Genomic DNA, 19,572 nt, shown 5'->3' on the forward strand with positions numbered 1-19,572 from the left:
TTGCCAGAAAGGCGACGAAGCTTTTATTGCCTCTCATTTGAACTGGCAGTGAGTTGCACCAAAGGTGCGGTGCCGAGCCTGTGCTCATTTTGCATGCTTTGCATTTCGATTGCCGATGCGGGATTGTGCGCAGAAAGCCAAGTCACGGAACCTGAGATAAACGGTGGCGTAGTCGTATTGGTACTGCCCCCCTATCGTCGCGCAGACTTCCGCTAAAAGATGGCTTTCGGTTAAGATGTCGGGACGCGATGCGGGCAGAATCATGGCCTCACAAGGCTCTTTCATCAAGTCTGCCAGGCTGTCAAAGGTGGAAGGAGTGGCGATGATTCGAAGCATCACATTTCTCCTGGTCCAAAGCACCTCTTGCACGTGCTTGAGGAACTCTCCGGTGCTCATCTTGAGCGTGGCTGGTGTCAGCGGGATTTTGTCCAGTTCATGCAGGGCGCTTTCTGATGGAAAATCGTCTTCTTTCTCGTCCATGGCCTGGGATTGGTGGCTTGGGTCGCTGGGGGCTGGCGAGGCATCTTGTTTCCCTCCGCAGCTTGTGAAGCACAAAACGGCGCACAGGGGCAGATGTTTTAGGGGGCTGATCATAGGGGATAGAATCGTGCTGACGACGATGACGATGCGATGCCCTTGCCGGGAGTCAATCCCAGGGGAGAAGGCTGCCAGGAATTGGAAAGGGAGTTTTATCATCCCAGTAGATCGGAAACAGGATGGGTGGTTTTCGCATCATCTCGTAACGTTCCAGCTGCAATTGGTTTTGAATTCGCATGGCACGGAATTCCTTGGCAAAAGGTGCGGAGCCTGGATAGGCGGTTAAATCATTCGGATCCTCCACCTTCAAAAAAGGATTGGGCGTGTTAAAGAGGATCTCGCCGAGGTGTTGAAATTCGTGCCCCAGAGTATCTGGGCTGATATCATCGTCTTTATCTTTCTTTAAATGCATGCCTGCAGTGTCCACATAGGCGCCTTTATCCTTCGTTTGAATCGCGTGAATCTTGTCTGCAACTGTGGCCAGTTTTTCGATCATCAGTCTTCCTGTCGGGACATTGTAGAGTTTTTTAAGGGCTTCAACTACCTTGGGGAATTCTGCAAATTTTTCGCAAAGTACGGTCAAGGGATGTTTCTTGGCATTGGCTGGAGTGGCGCCCGCTCCTTGCTTGGTGGCATCGGTCCCCTGATTTTGCTGCATCGTGCCACCGCCTTGCGTTGGAGCTTGCGCCGGGGTTTGAGGTGGCGCTGGCTGCTGCGCTGCGGGCGTACCGCCTTGGGCCGGTGGATTGGTCCCACGCTCCTGCTGTTGCGCGGCAAGCGCTTGCGGGGATCCCTGAAGGCGTTGTCGTGAAGAGGATCCGCTGGCATCCTTGCTTTGCTGCTGCATCAAAAACGCCGCTGGAACGCTACGCTTTTCAAAGATGCGGCCTCGGAGCAGGGCGGGTCTGTTGTCTTGCGCCGGGGCTTTCCCGGTGGGGGTGTCTGGGGGCGGGGAATGGAAGTCGTCGCGGAGGTCTTGCGGAGAAGGGGAGAAGCCGCTGCTGCGGGTGGTGGACGCGCTGCGGTCGGCGGGGGGCGTGTCGTCGAAGCCGGAGCTGCGGGTGATGTTGTCCCACGGTTTGGGGGCGGGGGCGTGTGCGTCCTCAGGGTGATCCTGCGGGGGCAGGTCTTGGGCGGTGATGCGGGGCATGTACCAGGGCCTGTCGTCTGCGTGGTCTTGCGGGGCGGTGTCGCCCTCGGGGTTGGCTTCTGAAAGAGGGGGATCATCCTGATCCTCCAGTCTGGTGGGCGCGGGGCTGGTGGGTGTTGCGGAGCGTGGAGGGATCGGGGCGATCTCTCCACGTGGGCTGTCTTCTCGGAGCGGGCCGGTGGAAGGCGCAGGATTGTCACGCACCGGCAGGTGGCTGTAGGCGCGGACGCCGCCGGCGCGGGGCATGGGCTGCATGGTGTCGTCCTCCTCCTCGTCTTCGAGGTGGTCAGGGCGGCGGACTCGGGTTTCAGGAAGGTGGGAGGTGGAGAAGATGAAGGCCATGCTGGAAAGCTTGGGCCTGGATTTGGGGATGCAAGTGAAAAAATACCGGAGTGTGGTATGATGTGATATATGTTCTCTGTTCTTGGTCTTTGGTATTCACGTGGCGGGCTGTGTGGGCGCTGGTTATGGCGGTTCACAAAAACTCATTTCCGGCATGTGGAGCCTGAGGATGTTCGGTTTGCCGCAGAGGGGCAGAGGTGGCAGAGATTGAATCTGTTCTTTGCTCCCTCTGCCTCTCCGCTCCTCTGCGGCTGAATGGAACGTTCCTCCGATTTTCAAACGACACGGTAGAGTGTGGTCCTCCCATGCGCGTTTCGGAAATGAGTTTCGGGAAACACTATCCAAACCGGCGCTCCCAGTACGGACTGCTGCGCCACTTGAGTCTTTCCATTTTCCGATGCCTGCGATGACACGGCGTTTTCCAAAGCGGAATGCAGCAATGCGGCGCGTGGCGACGCGCGACGGCGGCTTGAGGACAAGCCGCCCTGCTTCGCGGTGGGCATGCGCATGCTTGGCGCGAAACATGGCGGAGCCCCGCCCCTCAGGCCTTCGTCTCGGGCTTGGTCAGGCGTTCCACCAGTTCATTGGCCTCGCGTGTGTCTTCGTGGTCCCGGCCCAGCACCTTCAGGCGGCCTGCGTAGGCGCGCTGGGCATACTTCAGGGCCTCCTGGGTCTTCTTCTGCGTGCCGAGGTAAACGGCGAGGTGGTAGCAGGTGGACAGCGTCTCCGGATGCTCGGCGCCGAGGGTGCGCTCAGTGAGGGCCAGCACCTGGCGGCATTCGTTTTCGGCCTCCGCTTCCTTGTGCTGCTGGGTGAGCAGGGCGGCCAGCGTGCGGCGTGACTTCAGGGTCTCCGGGGCCTCCGGCCCGAGGGCGCGGGTCTCTTCGGCGATCAGGCTGCGGCTCTCCTTCTCCGCCTCGGCGTAGTTCTTCAGCGTGACCAGCGTGGCGATGATGGCCCGCTGCAGGTCCAGGACCTGGGTGTGGTCCCTGCCATAGGTCTGGATGAAGCCGGGCAGGTGCTGGCGCAGCTGCGCGGTCACTTCCGCACCCCGGTCCTCCGTCTTGCGCCATGACAGCAGAATCGCGATCTGGGCCTGGGTGTGCATGTCTCCGGCGCCGAGCACGCGCAGGGAGATGTCCAGCACCTCGCCGAGCTCCTTGCAGGCCTCGGCATTCTTGTCCTGATTGCTCAGGTGGGTGGCAAGGAGCATGCGCTGCCGCAGGGTGTCCTCCGACTCCGCGCCAAACACCCTGGTATAAAGTGGCAGAAGCTGGCGGTATTCTGCCTCGGCCTCCGCATCCCTGTCCATGTCAGCGAGCAGGGCCGCCAGCGCGCTGCGGGACTCCAGGGTCGCCTTGGCCTCCGGCCCGAGCACGCGGGTCTCAGCGGCGATCACGCTGCGGCTTTCCTTCTCCGCCTCCGCGTGCTTCTTCTGCGCCATCAGCGCTTTGATGAGGAGGCTCTGCAATTCCACGACTTCGCCGTGGTCCTGGCCATGGGTCTTGATGAAGGCGGGCAGATACTCGCGCAGCAGCGCCTCCACATCCGCATGCCGGTCCAGCATTTCAAGGCTTCTCATCAGCCATGTGACCTTTTCCAGCGGGGATTCATCCGCCGGGCCGGGCGCGCGTGCGGCGAGGTCCATCATCTGGCGGAGCTCCTTGTTCGCCTCCTCATATCTTTTCTGCTGCAGCAGCATGTGGGTGAGAGACCAGCGCTGACTCATCGTGCGCGGAGACTCCGCGCCGCACACCTTGTCAAAGAGGGGCAGCAGCTCGCGGTATTCGGCCTCGGCTTCCGTGAATTTTTTCGCGTCACTCAGGATGTCGGCCAGAGCGCCGCGCTGGCCCAAAGTCGTCTGGTTCTCCGGCCCCAGCAGCTTGGAGTAAAAAGCGGTCACGCGGCGGCACAGCTCCTCCGCCAGCTCCAGCTTGTCATTCTTGCTCAGGACTCTGATGAATTCATTCAGCCCGTAAAGAGAGAACATGTGCGAGTCTTCTGGCTTGAGCACGCGCTCGCAGAGCTGCAGCACCTGGCGGTATTCCGCCTCGGCCTCCGGCCATTTCTTCTGCTGGCTCAGGCTGCGTGCCAGGCCGCTGCGCGTGTCCAAAACGCGTTTGTTTTCTGCTCCCAGCGCCTTGATCTGCAGCGGCAGCAGGCTGCGGTATTCCGCCTCGGCCTCCGCCCATTTCTCCTGCTCGCTCAGGGCATGGGCCAGACGGCTGCGGGTTTCCAAAGTGTCTTTGTTTTCCGCGCCGCGCACCTTCTCCTGCAGCGGCAGCAGGCTGCGGCTCAGCTCCACCACCTCCGCGTCCTTGTCCTGGGCGGCCAGGGCTCGGAGGAGAATGCTCTGCAAGTTCAGCGCATCCATGCTCTCGGCTCCGGAGACCTTGATTTGGAGTGGTATCATGATGTGGCACTGCGCCTCCACCTCCGCTTCTTTGTCCTGGGCAATCAGAGCTGCGAGAAGGTGGAGATGACCGGCCAGCGTTTCCTCGCTCTCGGCTCCGAGCACCTTGATCTGCAGCGGGATCAGGCTGCGGCACAGCTCCTCCACTTCCGCATTCTTGCGGGGATACAGGGCTTGGATGAGCTGGAGCTGGCTGTGCAGCGTTTCCTTGTCTTCAGCCCCGAGCACTTTGATCTGGAGCGGCAGCAGGCGACGGCACAGCGCCTCCACTTCCGCATGCTTGTTCTGAGAAGTCAGGGATTGGATGAGAGTATTCTGGATAGGGAGCAGGCTGCGGCAAAGCTCCACCGCCTCCGCGTTCTTGTGCTGGGCATCCAGAGCCTGGAGAAGATGGAGCTGCCAATAGAGCGCTTCCTTGCTCTCGGCTCCGTAGACCTTGATCTTCAGAGGGAGCACGTTGCGGCATTGCTCCTCCACCTCCGCGTTCTTATTCTGGGCGAGCAAGGCTTCGAAGAGAAGGTCCTGGCAGTACAGCGCTTCCGTGCTCGCGGCTCCGAAGACCTTGATCTGCAGAGGGAGCACGCTGCGGCACAGCTCCTCCACCTCCGCATGCTTGTGCTGGGCAGACAGGGCTTTGAGGAGTCGGTCCTGGCAGAACATCGTGTCCTTGCTCTCGGCTCCGAAGACCTTGGTCTGCAGCGGGAGCATGCTGCGGCATTCCGCCTCCACCTCCGCATGCTTGTTCTGGGCAGACAGGGCTTGGATGAGATAGATCTGGCAGTACAGCGTTTTCTTGTTTTCGGCCCCGAGCACCTTGATCTGGAGTGGGAGCAGGCTGCGGCACTCCTGCTCTATCTCCGCATCCTTGTTCTGGGCGGCAAGGAGGACGATGAGATGGAACTGGCAGTGCAGTGTTTCACAGTCCTGTGCCCCGAGTGTGCGCTGATAAATGGCGAGTACCTGACGGATTTCTGTCTCAGCCTCCGCTTGTTTTCCCTGCATGCGCCAGACCTCAGCCAGACGCCGGCGCGTCAGCAGGGTGATTTTATCCTCAGGGCTGAGTACTCGCGCTGCGGTGGCAATGAGGCGGCGGAATTCTTTTTCGGCCTCTCCGCTGCTGTCCTGGGCGGCTGTAAGCGCCAGCAGGGCGGACTGGCAGCGCAGCGTTTCACGATCCTCTGCGCCGAAAACTTGAGTCACCACCGGCAGCAGTTCGCGCAGTTGCGGTTCCGCCTCCGCATCTTTGGACTGCATGCGCAGCGCCTCCGCCAGCAGGAGGCGCGCGCGCAGTGTTTCCCTGGCCTCCGCGCCCAGTGCCTGCGTGCGCGCTGCCACCAGTGCCAGCGCGGCCTTCTCCGCCTCGGCGTATCGGGCCTCCGCGTACAGCGCCTCCGCAGTCGCGAGGGTCTTATCATCAGCCTCTGCAGCAGGGCTGTTCTGGCCTGCCTTCTTCTCGCCGCCCTCCGCCGCGCGTGCGGGCTCAATGCCCATGGCGGAAAAGAGCAGGACAAAGGAGAGCGCGGAGGACAGAAGTGGTTTCATGGTGGGCACGGGGTCGGGTACGTGATGACATGCCATGATGAACCGCTGAGATCGGAACGTCACGAGGTTTCTGACCTAGAACAAACGCTGCGGGGCTTTGTAATTCTTCGCGTCAGGCTGGGCCGTCGCGGCAGCGCGCGACTACTTCTGCTTTTCAAGCTCCGTCCACCACTGCTGCAGCGTGTCTTTGAGGAGCGCCTCCGAAACCTTGTCCGCCACCGGCAGGCGCTTGCCTTCCAGCAGCTCCTTGCCGGCGATGTAGGAGAGGTACACATCCCGCAGCCAGAGGCATACGGGTTCTGTCGTGGCCGGCAGCGTGCCGGGGAGAAGCCGATGATCGTACAAGCCGTACACATCATGGTCGATGCTGGTATAAGGAAATAGTTCCCGATTGTTTTTGACACGTGTCCAAGCCCACGAGACGGGATAGATGTACTCCACGGAAATAGAGTTATAGCCGGCGTTCAGCATGTCATAATACCCCACGATGTCTGTCAGTGCGTCGGAGGCGGGGTTCTTCATCCAGTCAGTGAGCAGGTGGTTGTGGATCTCGACGCGATCCTTTCCGGCAATGATCACCTTTTGCGCCGCAAGGTAGGCGTCCGTCACCGCATCCAACCTGCGGGTGTCCACAGGTTTGATCCAAGGGGCGTAGGGGCGCTGACTCCCATCCAGCCTGCTGAGCCTGAAGCCCGCAAAGTAAAGAGTGAGGCTCTGGCGCAGCCACAGTCGGGCCCTCTTCTGGATGGCAGGATCAGGCGAATGCAGCGCGTCATGGAGCAGGGCTCCCAGCGCTCCCTCGTATCCGCCAGGTGTTCGTTCAGTGACACGACCATCACGCACCTCGATCTCAAAAAAGGCCGGCCAGAAGGGGTAGATGACAAAGGGGGGATTTTCAAAGGGTGAATAACCGGAGTCATGCATCGTCCAGAAATGCTCCCTGAGCACTTTGACATCCTTCTTCCAGCCTCTCGGAGGAAGCATGAAATCCTCCATTTGCTCAATGGAGAGCGGCTCTGGTGCAGGCGGTGTTTCTGCGGCGCTGGTGCTCACGCTCCAGCTGCTGCAGATGAAAAGGCAGGCCAGTACCTTGGCCTTAACGAGTGAGACCGGAGAGAAGGCTGAACATGTCTTCGTCGGCATGGTAGTCAAAGATGGGGGCTGGAGTGTTGTTGTTCTGACCGGCTGGTTTCCGAAAGACAACCTCTGCGCCTTTGAAGAGGCTGATCGGGTAGGCGGAGATGTTTAACCCGCCATTCTGATTTCCGCCAAGGCAAAACACCTGTGTGCCATCTTTGCTGACACCCACCACCGTGGCCACATGGCCTTTGGGGTTCTTTGGGTCACCTGGGTATTTGATGTGATAAACATCCCCCACGCTGATACCTCCCGCAGCCGTCCCGCCGCCTCGCCCCCATTGATTCCAAGACTGCGCTGAGCCAGCTCCGTTGGGAGCTTTGATGCCCGCCTTGGTCATGGCATCTTTCAGCGCATAGCCGCACCAGGCCAGCACGTTGGTGTTTTCGTTGCCGACGCCCACGCGTTTGAACAAATCTTTGATGGGTGGGTTTTGACCGCCGCCGGCTGTTCCTTCCCGCTCACCAAAATTGGCCGCCAGATGGTCCATCCATGGTGCGGAGCCGCCATGCAGCCGCTGGATGGCGGTGCGCGCTCTGTTTTTAAACTCGGCAGAGTCTTCATCGATGGACTCTGGGTTGATGGCCGGTTCGCCGTTTTGCTTGGTGTGATTGATCAAATGGGCCGCAAGTTCGATCGACTCCATGTTGCGGGTGATGGCAGCGATCCTGTTTTTGATGCGTGAGGCGGCGCCGGGTGCGGCATTGGCCAGCTCCTCAAGCGCCTTTTGTTTTTGCTGTCGGTATTTTGCCAGCGAGCCGCCGCCTTGCGCCGCGTTGCCGGCTCCTGCATTCTTTGGCCTGGCACCACCTCCTTGGGCGGGCGGTGTGGGGCCACGGCCTTGCGCGGGGGGCTGAGCAGAGGGGCTCGCCCCTTTGGCTGGACGTGCTGGGGAGCTTGGTGGTATCTGCCTTGCGCCTGTCTTGGCCTGTGCGAGATACTGCGTGCCGGCCACATTCTGGAAATAGCCGCTGCGGTGATCGCTCGCCTCCTCCGGGTTGCCGTTGAAGCGGTACACGAGATCGTTGAACTCGGGCTTGGGCTGGGATTCGCCTGGGGTGCGATACAGGAGGTCATGGACCTCCGGCCTGCCGTTGAGGGCGGAATGGGAACCGGCGGCGTCATCATCATCGGAGTGCTGAGGATCGAGATCCTCGGGGGTGATGGGCGGCATATACCAAGGTCTGGTATCATCGGACGCAGAAGAAGAGGTGCGGGGGCTGCGGCTGGAATCGGCACCGGCAGCGTGCCCGGCGCTCCACGCGGGGCGGGGTGGCGCTCCGGCACCGAACTGCGGGCTGCGAGGGTCACGGGGGGAAGGGGAGTCCTGCTGGCGGGCCTCATCCCGCGGGCGGAGGTTGCCGTCCTCATCCATGAAGTGCGGGGAGTCGTCGCGGTTGAATTGCTGGCGGACGACATCGAAGACGCCGCTGGCCTTGGCGGCGGCAATGCCGTCCCCAGGGGGCGTGGCCGCGTCCTGGGTTTCCGTGCGCTGGAACTGGCCGCCAATGGCCTGTGCGCCGCGCTGGGAGAGCGGCCCGGCAGAATCTGCGGCCACTCTCTTCGCCGGCAGGTGGCTGAAGGCCCGCACGCCGCCGCTGTGCAGCATGGGCTGCACGTCATCCTCCTCTTCATCTTCAGGACGCTGGACTCGGGTTTCAGGGAGGTGGGAGGAGGCAAAGAGAAAGGACATGAGTAAATACTTGGGTCCAGATTCAGGAATGCAAATTAAAAAATACCAAAGTGTGGTATGAAGTGCTTTCCGTGAGGTTGTCGATTTGACCGCAAAAAGGTGCCGTTAGGCGTGCGATGAAGCCGGAATCTTTCGGGTGGTAAACCGCGAAGGAGTTTCTTCAGGCGGTTTCATCTCTCCACCTGCTGTCGAAAACCGCCAAACAGGGCAAACACCGCCACCCACGCACCCAGCGAATAGAGGAAATGCAGCGCCACAAACCACCAGTCCCATTGACCGGTCAACGTGTCGAAATACTCCCCCTGGCTGTTGTCTTGCGAGCCCGCCCACACGGCAACACCGCCCATGGACAGCGCAATCACGCTGCCAATGAAAAAGACCACTGCTTTGATTGTTTTTGACGTTCTTTTTCCGACACTGGTTTCGCAGGTGGTTCCCATGGCTTGTCCTTGTCGATCTGGCGGGTTCAGCGTTTCTTCCACGTCGTCATCTGAAAGGGTGCCGACGGACAGAGACAAAGCCGCATCTTCTTCCGCTGCGGATGGACGTGGTGGAGGAGGGTTTTGTATCCACTCCTGCAGCAGCGGCGCATAGCGGGCGTCGATCATCTCATCCGTCCAAGACGCGGCGATATCTTTGAAGCCATGCCAGGCGCTGATCGCCATACCCTGCCTGATGCTCCAGCCAAAGGCTTCCTCTAAATAACTTCCCGCATTCATGCCGTTTGCCGCCCTTCCCTGGGTGGCGAGTTCCGCCTGCAGCATCACCAGCATGCGGCTGACAGGCTGCCCGGCCAAGGCCTCCTGCTGCAGCCTCTGAACGACGAGAGGGTCTAGATCACATGTCAGCATGCATCAAGGTTTGGGGGGAGGCGTCAGCTTGATTTCCAGCATGTCACTTTTTCTGCTGCGGTGAACGGAAGGCCTCCGCCCGGGCGCGGGCTTCCGCGTACTGCCCGGAAGTCAGATCCTTTTCGTGAGTCTCTATCCACTGGGTGGCGTCGTTGCCAAAGGTGGAAGAGGCCAGGAGGCACCATTTCATGGCCTCCACCAGATCCTTTGGCACACCGGTGCCGTCTGCGTAGCACTTGCCGAGCTGATACTGCGCCTTGGCATCATCTTGCGCGGCGGCTTTTTGAAACCATTGCACGGCCTGTGCTGCGTCCTGCGGCGCTCCCCAGAGTCCGCGCTTGCAGATGAAGCCGAGAGCCACCTGCGCCTCGGCATGCCCATTTTCAGCAGCGCGACGGTACCAGCGCGCGGCCTCGGGGAGGTCCTCGGTCACGCCATCGCCATGGAGGTAGCACTCAGCCAGCCGGTGCTGGGCCGGGGCAAAGTCCTGGCTGGCGGCCAGTTGCAGCAGCTTCACTGCGGCGTCCTTGTCCTGCGGAATGAGAGAGCCGGAGAGATGTGCCAGCGCGAGCCCATACTGGCCTTCAGCATTGCCTTGGGCGGCGGCTTTGCGCCACCAGCGCAGCGCCTCTGCGGGATCCTCGGGCAATCCGGTGCCGGTGGCATAGGCCGTGCCCACCTTGGCCTGCGCACCTGCGTGCCCCAGGTCGGCAGCCTGGCGAAACCAGCGCAGCGCCTCGGCTGTGCCGCCGCCCTTTTGGCTGCTCAGGCCTTTCTCATAATATGCCGCAGCACGGCTTGGGGCGCCGGCCAGATGACTCCAGTAATGCGGTGGCATGTCTATGGCCCATGCCATGAAAGCCGCTATGCCGAGGAACAGAAGCACCCTGAGGAGAAAATGCAGGCGCTTCATGGCACGGGCGCCCCCGCTTTCTTCATGCCGGCTTTCCGCTCGTCATTGATCCGGGCATTGTGCCTGCGCAGGTCTTCGAGGGTGCAGTCGCCATTGATGCCGTCCTTGAACACCGCGGTGAAAGGCCTCTGCATGTCTTTTTCGTCGAGCTTGCTTCGGTTGTCTCGGTCAACGATTTCATTCACGGCTTTCAGAGCATCGTTGATCGTGCCGCCTTTTGTCAAGACATCCATGAAGGTTTTCATCTGAATAGGCGCATCCCGCTCCCCGGCCTTTCCTCCTGCAGAGACCACCATGGGCACCCCGGCATCATTGAGCATGGACATATCCTTGGCGCTCACCACGCAACCGCTGACGTTTCAGGAAGGTGTGAGGAGGCAAATAGAAAGGACATGAGCAAATACTTGGGTCCAGATTCAGGAATGCAAATTAAAGAATACCAAATCGTGGTATGATGTGCTTTTCATGGGCTGTCGATTTGCCCGGGTGAAAAGCTGCGGGGCATGCGTGGCGCCCGGGCAGGGCCGTTCATCGGGGTTCATCAGGCATCACAAATCTCATTTCAGCTTGCGGTCATCCACCTACGGGTATCTACGTGTTCGCTCAAATCACGTGCTCATGAAACACCTGTTCCTCGTCCTCCTGCTGATCGCTTTTTCCTCCGCCGGGGCGGATACGCCGGCCATCATCGCGGCGGATTACCGCCTGCAGTCCGCCCAGGCGGTGAAGGGCCTGAACGACAAGCTGGAGCAGTCTGCCGCGCCCCTGGCCGCCAGGCTCCTGCAGCAGGGGGATGCCGCCGGCGCGCAGCAGATCACCAAGGAGGTGCGCGCCAAGACCGCCGGCGAACTCGTGCGCAGCCAGAATGCGGGCCTGATGAAGCTCTTTGCCCAGTATGATCAGGCCCGGGCCAAGGCCATCGCCACAGTGCAGAAGGCCAGCATCGCGCGGATCGATGCCCTGCTGCAAACACCCGCAGGCGCGAAGCTCGATACCCTCGCCGCCCTGGGCAGGCTCCGCACCGAGATCGATGCGGACACGCCCCTCACCGCCGCGCCGATGCCGCTGCGGTGGACCTACCACCGCAACGCCACCAGCCCGAGCATGGGAGACCTGATTTTCAACCCGGACGGCACCTGGGCGCTGATCGATGCGGATGCCAAATCCAGGTACGGCACGCAGAAAGGCGGCTGGGTGCAGACGGGAAAAAACAGCCTGGACCTCACGTACAAGGGGGCCGTGTGGAAAATGACCTACGAGGACAGCAGCGGCTGCATCGACCGCCCGGACATCGGCAAACGCCACCTCAAGGCGGTCTCCGCTCCCTGACTCCCGCCCCGCCCAGGCTGCACGGCCTTGTGTCCTCCGCCAGCAGCCCTGCTCCTTTGAAGCATCCACCATTCACTCCCACCTCCCCATGAAGAAGCATTTCCACCTCCTCGCCGCCGCTGTGGTCCTCCTGCTGGCCACCAGCGCCCTGGCAGACACAGCGGCGAAGATCGCCGCAGACTACCAGAAGCAGGCCGCCAAGGCGCTGGAGCGGGTGAACGATACGCTCGAAAAGGCCACCGTGCCCCTCATCGCCGACCTCGTGAAGGCCGGCGACGGCGCGGGTGCCGAGGCCCTGCGCGATCAGTTGAAGAGCAAGCTGGCCGGGGAGCCCGTGCTCAAGCCGCAGGCCGCCGCCGCCGTGCTCTTTCTCAGCTATGACACCGCACGCCTGAAAGCCCTGGAGCCCGTGCAAAAGGCCGCCATCTCCCGCATTGATGCCATGCTGGGCGGCAGCGAAGGCCGGAAGCTGGAAGTCGTCACGGAGCTGGCGCGGGTGCGGGAGGAGATCGAGCTCAGCAGGGTCACGGGCACCGCCACGCAGCTGCCTGAAGTGTGGACCTACCATGTCACGGAGAAGCCTGACGGCTCCGTGGGGGTGGTCTACGGGGAGATGCATTTCAAGCCCGATGGCACGGTCCTGATGCTGGACCGCGGCAAGGACAAGACGCCGAAGCCCGGCCAGTGGAAGTCGAACAAAAAAGGCGACAAGATCACCATCAAAATGGATTACCTCAAAGGCGACGAAGGCGTGTGGCAGATGGAGGTCAAAGGCACCACCGCCACGATGGACTGCCCCGGCGTGAGCCGCCGCTACATGCGGGTGAAGGCTCCCTCAGCGTGAGTCGTCCGCCGCCCACCGCCACATTCATTCCGCTTTGAAGACCCAAAGACCGCCTTTCAGGCAGGCTGCGCCGCAGCCCTCACCGTGCCGCTCACGGTGAACTGAGCGGCGGCTTTTATTTGACTTTGACGGCGCGCGGACAAAATCTCGGCGCCATGGCATTCTTTCGTAAAACATTCCCCCGGTCGGTGGCTGCCGCAGCCTTGATTCTGGCAGTGGCGCTGCCAGCGGCAGACGCGCCCTTTGCGCCGGAGGTGCAGCAGCGGCTGGACCTGCTCAAGACGGGCTACGAGACCTTTGTCTTAAACAACACCACCATCCCCTACGAAACGGGGGTGAAAGCCCTCAATGAGCGGGTGAAGCCCACGCTGGAGCGGGAGAGCGCCGCCGCCGCACAGCGCACGGACCTGGACACCCTGGTGCGCATCAAGGCGGATCTGGAACGCCTCGGCGAAGGGCAGCTGCTCACCGCCGTGGAGGAGGCGCCGCCTGCGGCGCTCAAGCACACCTACTCCGCCTACAAGCTGGAGCTCAGCCGGCTGGAGTCCGCCCAAAAAGCCAGTCTGGCAGATGCCAAGCGCCGCTATGACAAGGGGCTGGAGCTGGTGCAAAAAGACCTGACCAAGGCGCAGGACGTGACCGCCGCCCTGCAGGTGAAGCAGATGCGCGAGGAGCTGGCAGACGCCGCCGCACCGACGGTGGCTGAAGCCACGGGCCAAGAGCCTGGCAGTGGCGGGAATTTGATCGACAACGGCTCCTTTGAAAAGGGCACGAGAATGTGGGAGCTGACCATGCATGACCACTCGGAAGAAGCCAAGATGGGGGTGGACAAAAAGGTCCTGTTTCATGACAAGCCCACGCTGCGGGTCACCAACCCCGTCCTGAATGATACGCGCGCCGTCCAGACGGTGAAGGTGAAGCCGCGCACCCGCTACCGGATGGCGGGCTTCATCAAAACTCAGGACATCAAGGACGCGAAGGGCAACGAAGCTGCAAAACCCGGTGCGAAAGTGAACGGCGGGGGCTGCCTTTGCCTCACCGGGAAATATGGCTACAAAACCAACTTTGTGACCGCCGACGACTGGACGGAAGTCAGCCAGGAATTCAAAACGCAGGATGAGACCGAGCTGGTGTTTGAATGCCGCCTCGGCTATTTCGGCAACACCGTCAGCGGCACCGCCTGGTTTGCAGACGTATCCCTGACGGAGCTGCCAGACTCCTCCGCGCCGCCAGCGGCCGCAGCGCTGGCCGGCCTGCCGCAAGGGGCCACCAGCATCCCCGAAGAATGGAACTTCCACAGAACACTGGACGCCCTGGCCACCGCCAAAATCTGGCTCCATCCCAACGGAGTGTATGAAATCAAAGACGGTGGTGGCACCCAGACCGGTTCTTGGAAGCCGACAAAAGACGGCGTCACCATCAAGATCTCCACCAGCACCTGGGAGGTCACCGTGGTCAATGGCGTCGGTACCATGAAAAGTGAGACCGGCACCCGTTACATGAAGGCTGTCAGCAAATAATGCCTCTGCTCGGCAAGCCCCTTTTTACACTCACGCGCCCATGAAACACCTGCTCCTCTCCGCCCTCCTGCTGGTCTCCTTTTCCACCGTGCTGGCGGACACCCCGGCGAAGATCGCCGAAGACTACCGCAAGGCGGCTGCTGCGGCGCTGACCAAGCTCAACGGCACGCTGGAGCAGGCCACGGTGCCGCTGATCGCCGCGCTGGTGAAGGCGGGAGACACCGCCGGGGCGGAGGAGCTGCAAGAGCAGCTCAAGGCCAAGACCGCCGGAGAGCCGGTGCCGAAGCCGCAGGCCAGCGCCACGCTGCTCTTTGCGCAGTATGACCAGGCGCGCAGCAAAGCGCTGGAGCCCGCGCAGAAGGCCGCCGTGGCGCGCATTGAGGCCATGCTTGCGGGCAAGGAAAGCAGCAAGCTGGAGGTGGTGAAGGAGCTGGGAAAGGTGCGGGCGGAAGTGGAGGCCGCGAAGGCCGGCCCGGAGGCTGCGGCGCTGCCTGTGGCATGGTCCTTTCGCAGATCACCCACAGCAGGCACCGATGGAGTCTTCATGCTGAACCCCGACGGAACCGCCGAAATGAGGGGTGGGGGTGGCAATTCGGGCCAATGGAAACATTCGGCCAAAGCCCGTACCATCACGGTCGAATGGGTGAAGCCGCAGGACACCTGGACCGTGCTCTTCCTTGAAGGCAATGAGCTGGCGGAGATTCACAGCATGGTGTGGAAGGATACGCGCTACCTCAAAGCCATGACCGACCCACCGGCCAAATGAACGGTTCCGCCGTGCTCGGAGGACCCCCATCCATCCCCATTTCACCCTGCCGCCACCCTTCACCCGGTCACTTTTCTCAAGCTCTTATGAAACACCTGCTGCTGGCCCTCCTGCTGGCCTCTTTTTCCTCCGCCCTGGCGGACACTCCGGCCAAGATCGCCGAAGACTACCGCAAGGCCTCGGCGGCGGCGCTGGTGAAGGTGAACGAGACGCTGGAAAAGGCCACCGTGCCGCTGATCGCCGACTTGGTGAAGGCAGGAGACACCGCAGGGGCGGACGAGCTGCGGGCGCAGCTCAAGACCAAGCTGGCCGGAGAGCCGGTGCTGAAGCTGCAGGCCAGCGCGGCGAATTTGTTCAAGCTCTACGACGCGGCGCGCGTGAAGGCGCTGGAGCCCGCGCAGAAGGCCGCCGTGGCGCGCATCGAGGCGATGCTCAATGGCAAGGAGGGCGGCAATCTGGAAGTGGTGACGGAGCTGAGCAAGGTGCGCGCGGAGGTGGAGGCGGGGAAGGCCGCCCCGGCGCCGCCGGACATCCCCATGGCCTGGAATTACTACACCGGAATCGACAAGTCGCGGCTCGTCGGGGAACTCCTGCTGAGTGCGGACGGAACGCTTTCTCTCAATACTCTGAAGGCCGATGGGACGCCCTACATGACGGGCAATCCCAAAAAGCCGGTGGGCAATGCCGGGCGGTGGGAAAGGACGAAGACCAACGTCGTGAAAATCACGCTGATCCCTCCAGGCGAGAGCGAGGAATTCGAGATGATCATCACGGGCAAAAACGCCGTTTTGAAGCGCGCCGTTGGCGATCGCTTTCTGACCGCCAAAGAATGACGAAGCGAGCCTCGGTTCGCTTTGTTCAGCTTGTTGCCACAGGCCCCGCCATTTCACATCAGCCACCTTTCATTCTCTCCCGCTCCCATGAAACACATTCTCCCCTTCGTCCTCCTGCTGGCCTCTTTTTCCTCCGCCCTGGCGGACACTCCGGCAAAGATCGCCGAAGACTACCGCAAGGCGGCTGCGGCGGCGGTGACGAAGCTCAACGAGACGCTGGAGCAGGCCACCACGCCGCTCATCGCCAAGCTCATTTCCAGCGGGGACACGGAAGGCGCCGATGCGCTGGCTGCACAGCTCAAGGCCAAGCTGGCAGGAGAGCCCGTGACCACGCCGCAGGCCAGCGCCACGCTGCTCTTTGCGCAGTATGATCAGGCGCGTGCCAAGGCGCTGGAGCCCGTGCAGAAGGCCAGCATCGCCCGCATCGAGAGCCTGGTGAAATCCACCTCCGGCAGCCCCAAGCTGGAGACCCTCACGGAGTTGAGCAAGGTGCGCGCAGAGATCGAGGCCGGGAATCCCGCTGCCGTGGCGGAGAGCAGCGTCGGAGTGACCAAGAGCAGTCCAGAAATGCCCAAGAGCAGCACGGCGGCAGCCAAGCAGGTGGCCGAGCTGGTGAAGTCCCTCGGGGGCACCTACAAGCCTGGCAGCGAAGGGGATGAAGTCTCCTTCAACCATGCCACGCTGACGACGGCGGACCTGCGGCAGATCACGGCGGTCAGGGGCCTCCGGACCTTCGTCTGGACCCTCGGGAAAGGACTGACGGATGAAGGCATTGCGGCCTTTGCAGGCATGAAGAATCTGGACACGCTCTACCTGTGGGGGGCGGGGAGCATCACGGATGCGGGGCTGAAGCACCTGAGCGGCTGCCAAAAGCTGGAGGTGCTGAACATCGGCGCAAACACCGGCGACTTCACCGGCGCAGGCCTGGAGTACCTGAGCCAGTGCAAGTCTTTGCGAAAGCTCAACCTCAACTACCTGCGCAAGTTCGATGGGAAAAACCTCCGTTTTCTGGTGCCGCTGAAGTCCTTCGAAATCCTGCTGCTCTCCGAGTGCCAGGGCATCACGGATGCGGACATGGAGGTGGTCGCGCAGCTCACGCAGCTCCAAAGCCTGGAGCTGGGGAAAACCAGCGTGACGGACGCCGGGCTGGCCCGGCTCAAAGGGCTGCGCAAGCTCAAGGAGCTCTTCGTCTCGGCCCCGCTGGTGACGCCGGAGGGCGTGAAGGTGCTCACCCAGGCGCTCCCAGCGCTGGTGGTGAAATTCACCAAGTAAGTAGCACCTACATCACCCGCGCCGCCATCCCCCGGAAGTCTCTTTTTCCCCCACTCCCATGAAACACATTCTCCCCTTCGTCCTCCTGCTGGTGGTCTCTTTTTCCACCGCTCTCGCGGAGACGCCCGCGAAGATCGCGGAGGATTACCGCAAGGCGGCTGCGGCGGCGGTGACGAAGCTCAACGAGACGCTGGAGCAGGCCACCACGCCGCTGATCGCCAAGCTGGTGACCAGCGGGGACACCAGCGGCGCCGAGCAACTGGCCGCGCAGCTCAAGGCCAAGCTGGCGGGCGAGCCCGTGACCACGCCGCAGGCCAGCGCCACGCTGCTTTTTGCGCAGTATGACCAGGCGCGTGCGAAGGCGCTGGAGCCCGTGCAGAAGGCCAGCATCGCCCGCATTGAAACCATGCTCAAGCCAGGTACGGGCAGCCCCAAGCTGGAACTGGTGACCGAACTGGGAAAGGTGAGGGCGGAGATCGAGGCAGGGAACCCTGCCGCCGCAGCGGGCAGCAGCCCAGCGCTGCCGGGCAGCGCCGAGGTGCCCAAGGGCGGCGCCAGTGCTGCCAGGCAGGTGGCCGAACTGGTCAGCAAACTCGGCGGTGAATACACCCATGGAAGCACAGGGGATGAGATCAAACTGACCAGCACCGTCCTCTCAACCGCCGACCTGCTGCAACTGGGGGCGCTCAAGAGCCTCAAGACCTTCAACTGGGTTTCCGGTTCCGGCCTGACCGATGAGGGCATGGCGGCATTTGAAGGGATGAAGAGTCTCGATTTCCTGTTTCTATGGGCCAAAGGACCCATCACCGATGCGGGCCTCAAGCACCTCGGCGGCTGTGAAAAGCTGGAGGTGCTAAACATCGGCGGCAATGGCGACGGCATCACAGGTGCCGGCTTCGAGAGCCTGGGCCAGTGCAAGTCCCTGCGCGAGCTGACGCTCAATGCACTCCCCAAGATCGAAGGGCAGAACCTGCGCTTCCTCAGCAAGCTGAAGTCTTTGGAAAACCTGAGGCTCTCGGCGTGCAGTCTCATCAACGATGCGGATATGGAATGGGTGGGGCAGATGACGCAGCTCACCCACCTGCATGTGGGAAGGACCCGCGTCACCGATGCCGGGCTGGCCAGGCTGACGGGGCTGCGCCACCTGAAGGAGCTGACCGTCTCCGCACCGCTGGTGACGCCGGAGGGCGTGAAGGTGCTCACTCAAGTGTGCCCTTCTCTGGTGGTGATCTTCACCAAGTGAACGGGGTGCTCCCGAATTTGCCCCCGCAGCCATCCATTTCTCATTAACGACACTCTTTCGCTCATGAAACACCTGCTCCTCACCGCGCTCCTGCTGCTGGCCTCCCTTTCCACTGCCCTGGCGGACACCCCGGCGAAGATCGCCGAAGACTACCGCAAGGCCTCGGCGGCAGCGCTGGTGAAGGTGAACGAGACGCTGGAAAAGGCCACCGTGCCGCTGATCGCCGCGCTGGTGAAAGCCGGGGACACCGCAGGCGCTGAGGAGCTGCAGCAGCAGCTCAAGGCGAAGCTGGCCGGGGAGCCGGTGGCCACGCCGCAGGCCAGCGCCGCGAACATCTTCAAGCTCTACGACGCCGCACGCGTGAAGGCGCTGGACGCCGCGCATAAGGCCGCCGTGGCACGCATCGAGGCCATGCTCAATGGCAAGGAGGGCGGCAATCTGGAAGTGGTGACGGAGCTGGGCAAGGTGCGCGCGGAGATCAATGCGGGAGTTGCTGCCGCCGCAGCCGTGCCCGCCAGTCATTTTCCCATGCACTGGTCGTATCACATGAAGCCAGAAAGGCTGGTGGACAATGGCTTCATCGACATGAAACCGGACGGCACGCTGGTCCTGGGCAACGTCAATGACTCCACGCCCGGCAAATGGTCGGCCACCCGTGAAGCGAACGTGCTCAAAGTGGTGCTCGACACCGACAAAGGCGTGGAAAACTGCGAGATGCGGATCCATGGCAATGAGGCCGAGCTGGTGCGCCCCGTCGGCACGCGCTACCTCAAGGCCAAGGCGCAGCCGGGCACGGCGCGTGCGGAGGCGGAGGCAGGGAAGGGTGGAGCGGCCGCCCTCTCCTTCGTGGCCGAGCAGTGGACCTACCATGCCACCGAGCGGCCCGATGGCTCCGTGGGCCCCGCCCATGGGGAGCTGCATTTTCATCCGGACGGCACCGTCAGCATCAACGACCTGGCCAATCCAAAAATACCGCACACCGGCCTCTGGAAGGCGAATGCCAAGGGGAACAGGGTGACCCTCACCGTGGAAGGCTTCGGCGAGTGGAAGATGGAAATCAAAGGCAGCACCGGCACCCTGGACCGGCCCGAGGCCGCCTCGCCCGACCAAGTGCGCGGCCTGCGCTATTTGCGGGTGAAGGCCCCCAAGGCCTAGGCCGCGCAGCACTTCAGATTTTCCACGCCACC

At 62.1% G+C, this 19,572-nt stretch carries 16 protein-coding genes; 8 read left to right on the forward strand and 8 right to left on the reverse strand.

All coding sequences use genetic code 11. The features are described from left to right. Nucleotides 1–84 precede the first annotated feature (84 nt). From AC3RLQ_RS03370 to AC3RLQ_RS03405, 8 genes are all read right to left on the reverse strand, one after another. On the reverse strand, nt 85–480 hold the full coding sequence (locus AC3RLQ_RS03370; protein ID WP_493034346.1) for a hypothetical protein: 396 nt from the start codon (nt 478–480) through the stop codon (nt 85–87). A gap of 166 nt (nt 481–646) precedes the next feature. Then, nucleotides 647–2,029: a hypothetical protein gene (locus AC3RLQ_RS03375; protein ID WP_493034348.1), complete on the reverse strand. Its 1,383-nt coding sequence runs from the start codon at nt 2,027–2,029 to the stop codon at nt 647–649. Between the two features lie 541 nt (nt 2,030–2,570). Further along, on the reverse strand, nt 2,571–5,984 hold the full coding sequence (locus AC3RLQ_RS03380; protein WP_493034351.1) for a tetratricopeptide repeat protein: 3,414 nt from the start codon (nt 5,982–5,984) through the stop codon (nt 2,571–2,573). A gap of 141 nt (nt 5,985–6,125) precedes the next feature. After that, complete coding sequence (locus AC3RLQ_RS03385) at nt 6,126–6,968, reverse strand: hypothetical protein (RefSeq protein ID WP_493034353.1); 843 nt, start codon at nt 6,966–6,968, stop codon at nt 6,126–6,128. Nucleotides 6,969–7,080: 112 nt separating this feature from the next. After that, the gene (locus tag AC3RLQ_RS03390) at nt 7,081–8,814 is read right to left on the reverse strand and encodes a C40 family peptidase (RefSeq protein ID WP_493034355.1); all 1,734 of its coding nucleotides are present in this window, start codon (nt 8,812–8,814) and stop codon (nt 7,081–7,083) included. A gap of 170 nt (nt 8,815–8,984) precedes the next feature. Beyond that, nucleotides 8,985–9,587: a hypothetical protein gene (locus AC3RLQ_RS03395; RefSeq protein ID WP_493034357.1), complete on the reverse strand. Its 603-nt coding sequence runs from the start codon at nt 9,585–9,587 to the stop codon at nt 8,985–8,987. 121 nt (nt 9,588–9,708) lie between these two features. Further along, nucleotides 9,709–10,578: a tetratricopeptide repeat protein gene (locus tag AC3RLQ_RS03400; protein ID WP_493034359.1), complete on the reverse strand. Its 870-nt coding sequence runs from the start codon at nt 10,576–10,578 to the stop codon at nt 9,709–9,711. Next, nucleotides 10,575–10,904, reverse strand: coding sequence for a hypothetical protein (locus AC3RLQ_RS03405; protein WP_493034361.1), 330 nt, complete (start codon nt 10,902–10,904; stop codon nt 10,575–10,577). Before AC3RLQ_RS03405 ends, AC3RLQ_RS03400 begins: the two co-directional genes overlap by 4 nt. Nucleotides 10,905–11,196: 292 nt before the next feature. Here AC3RLQ_RS03405 and AC3RLQ_RS03410 point away from each other — a divergent pair, with 292 nt between their 5' ends. The 8 genes from AC3RLQ_RS03410 (at nt 11,197) to AC3RLQ_RS03445 (ending at nt 19,540) form a co-directional block, all read left to right on the forward strand. Further along, nucleotides 11,197–11,907, forward strand: a complete 711-nt coding sequence (locus AC3RLQ_RS03410; protein ID WP_493034363.1) for a hypothetical protein — start codon at nt 11,197–11,199, stop codon at nt 11,905–11,907. 88 nt (nt 11,908–11,995) lie between these two features. Next, the gene (locus tag AC3RLQ_RS03415; protein ID WP_493034366.1) at nt 11,996–12,751 is read left to right on the forward strand and encodes a hypothetical protein; all 756 of its coding nucleotides are present in this window, start codon (nt 11,996–11,998) and stop codon (nt 12,749–12,751) included. Between the two features lie 155 nt (nt 12,752–12,906). Continuing rightward, complete coding sequence (locus AC3RLQ_RS03420) at nt 12,907–14,271, forward strand: hypothetical protein (protein ID WP_493034370.1); 1,365 nt, start codon at nt 12,907–12,909, stop codon at nt 14,269–14,271. Nucleotides 14,272–14,311: 40 nt separating this feature from the next. Next, entirely contained in the window at nt 14,312–15,037 is a 726-nt protein-coding gene (locus tag AC3RLQ_RS03425; RefSeq protein ID WP_493034372.1) for a hypothetical protein, read from the forward strand. 86 nt (nt 15,038–15,123) lie between these two features. After that, complete coding sequence (locus AC3RLQ_RS03430) at nt 15,124–15,870, forward strand: hypothetical protein (protein ID WP_493034374.1); 747 nt, start codon at nt 15,124–15,126, stop codon at nt 15,868–15,870. An 87-nt stretch (nt 15,871–15,957) separates the two neighbouring features. Beyond that, the gene (locus tag AC3RLQ_RS03435; RefSeq protein WP_493034376.1) at nt 15,958–17,142 is read left to right on the forward strand and encodes a leucine-rich repeat domain-containing protein; all 1,185 of its coding nucleotides are present in this window, start codon (nt 15,958–15,960) and stop codon (nt 17,140–17,142) included. Between the two features lie 58 nt (nt 17,143–17,200). Then, a complete protein-coding gene (locus AC3RLQ_RS03440; RefSeq protein ID WP_493034378.1) occupies nt 17,201–18,385 on the forward strand; it encodes a leucine-rich repeat domain-containing protein in 1,185 nt (394 codons plus the stop codon). A 63-nt stretch (nt 18,386–18,448) separates the two neighbouring features. After that, nucleotides 18,449–19,540 carry a hypothetical protein gene (locus AC3RLQ_RS03445; RefSeq protein ID WP_493034380.1) on the forward strand — a complete coding sequence of 364 codons (1,092 nt, stop codon included), beginning with the start codon at nt 18,449–18,451 and terminating at the stop codon, nt 19,538–19,540. Nucleotides 19,541–19,572 lie beyond the last annotated feature (32 nt).

This window comes from Prosthecobacter sp. GW821-HT29F12, assembly GCF_058803405.1.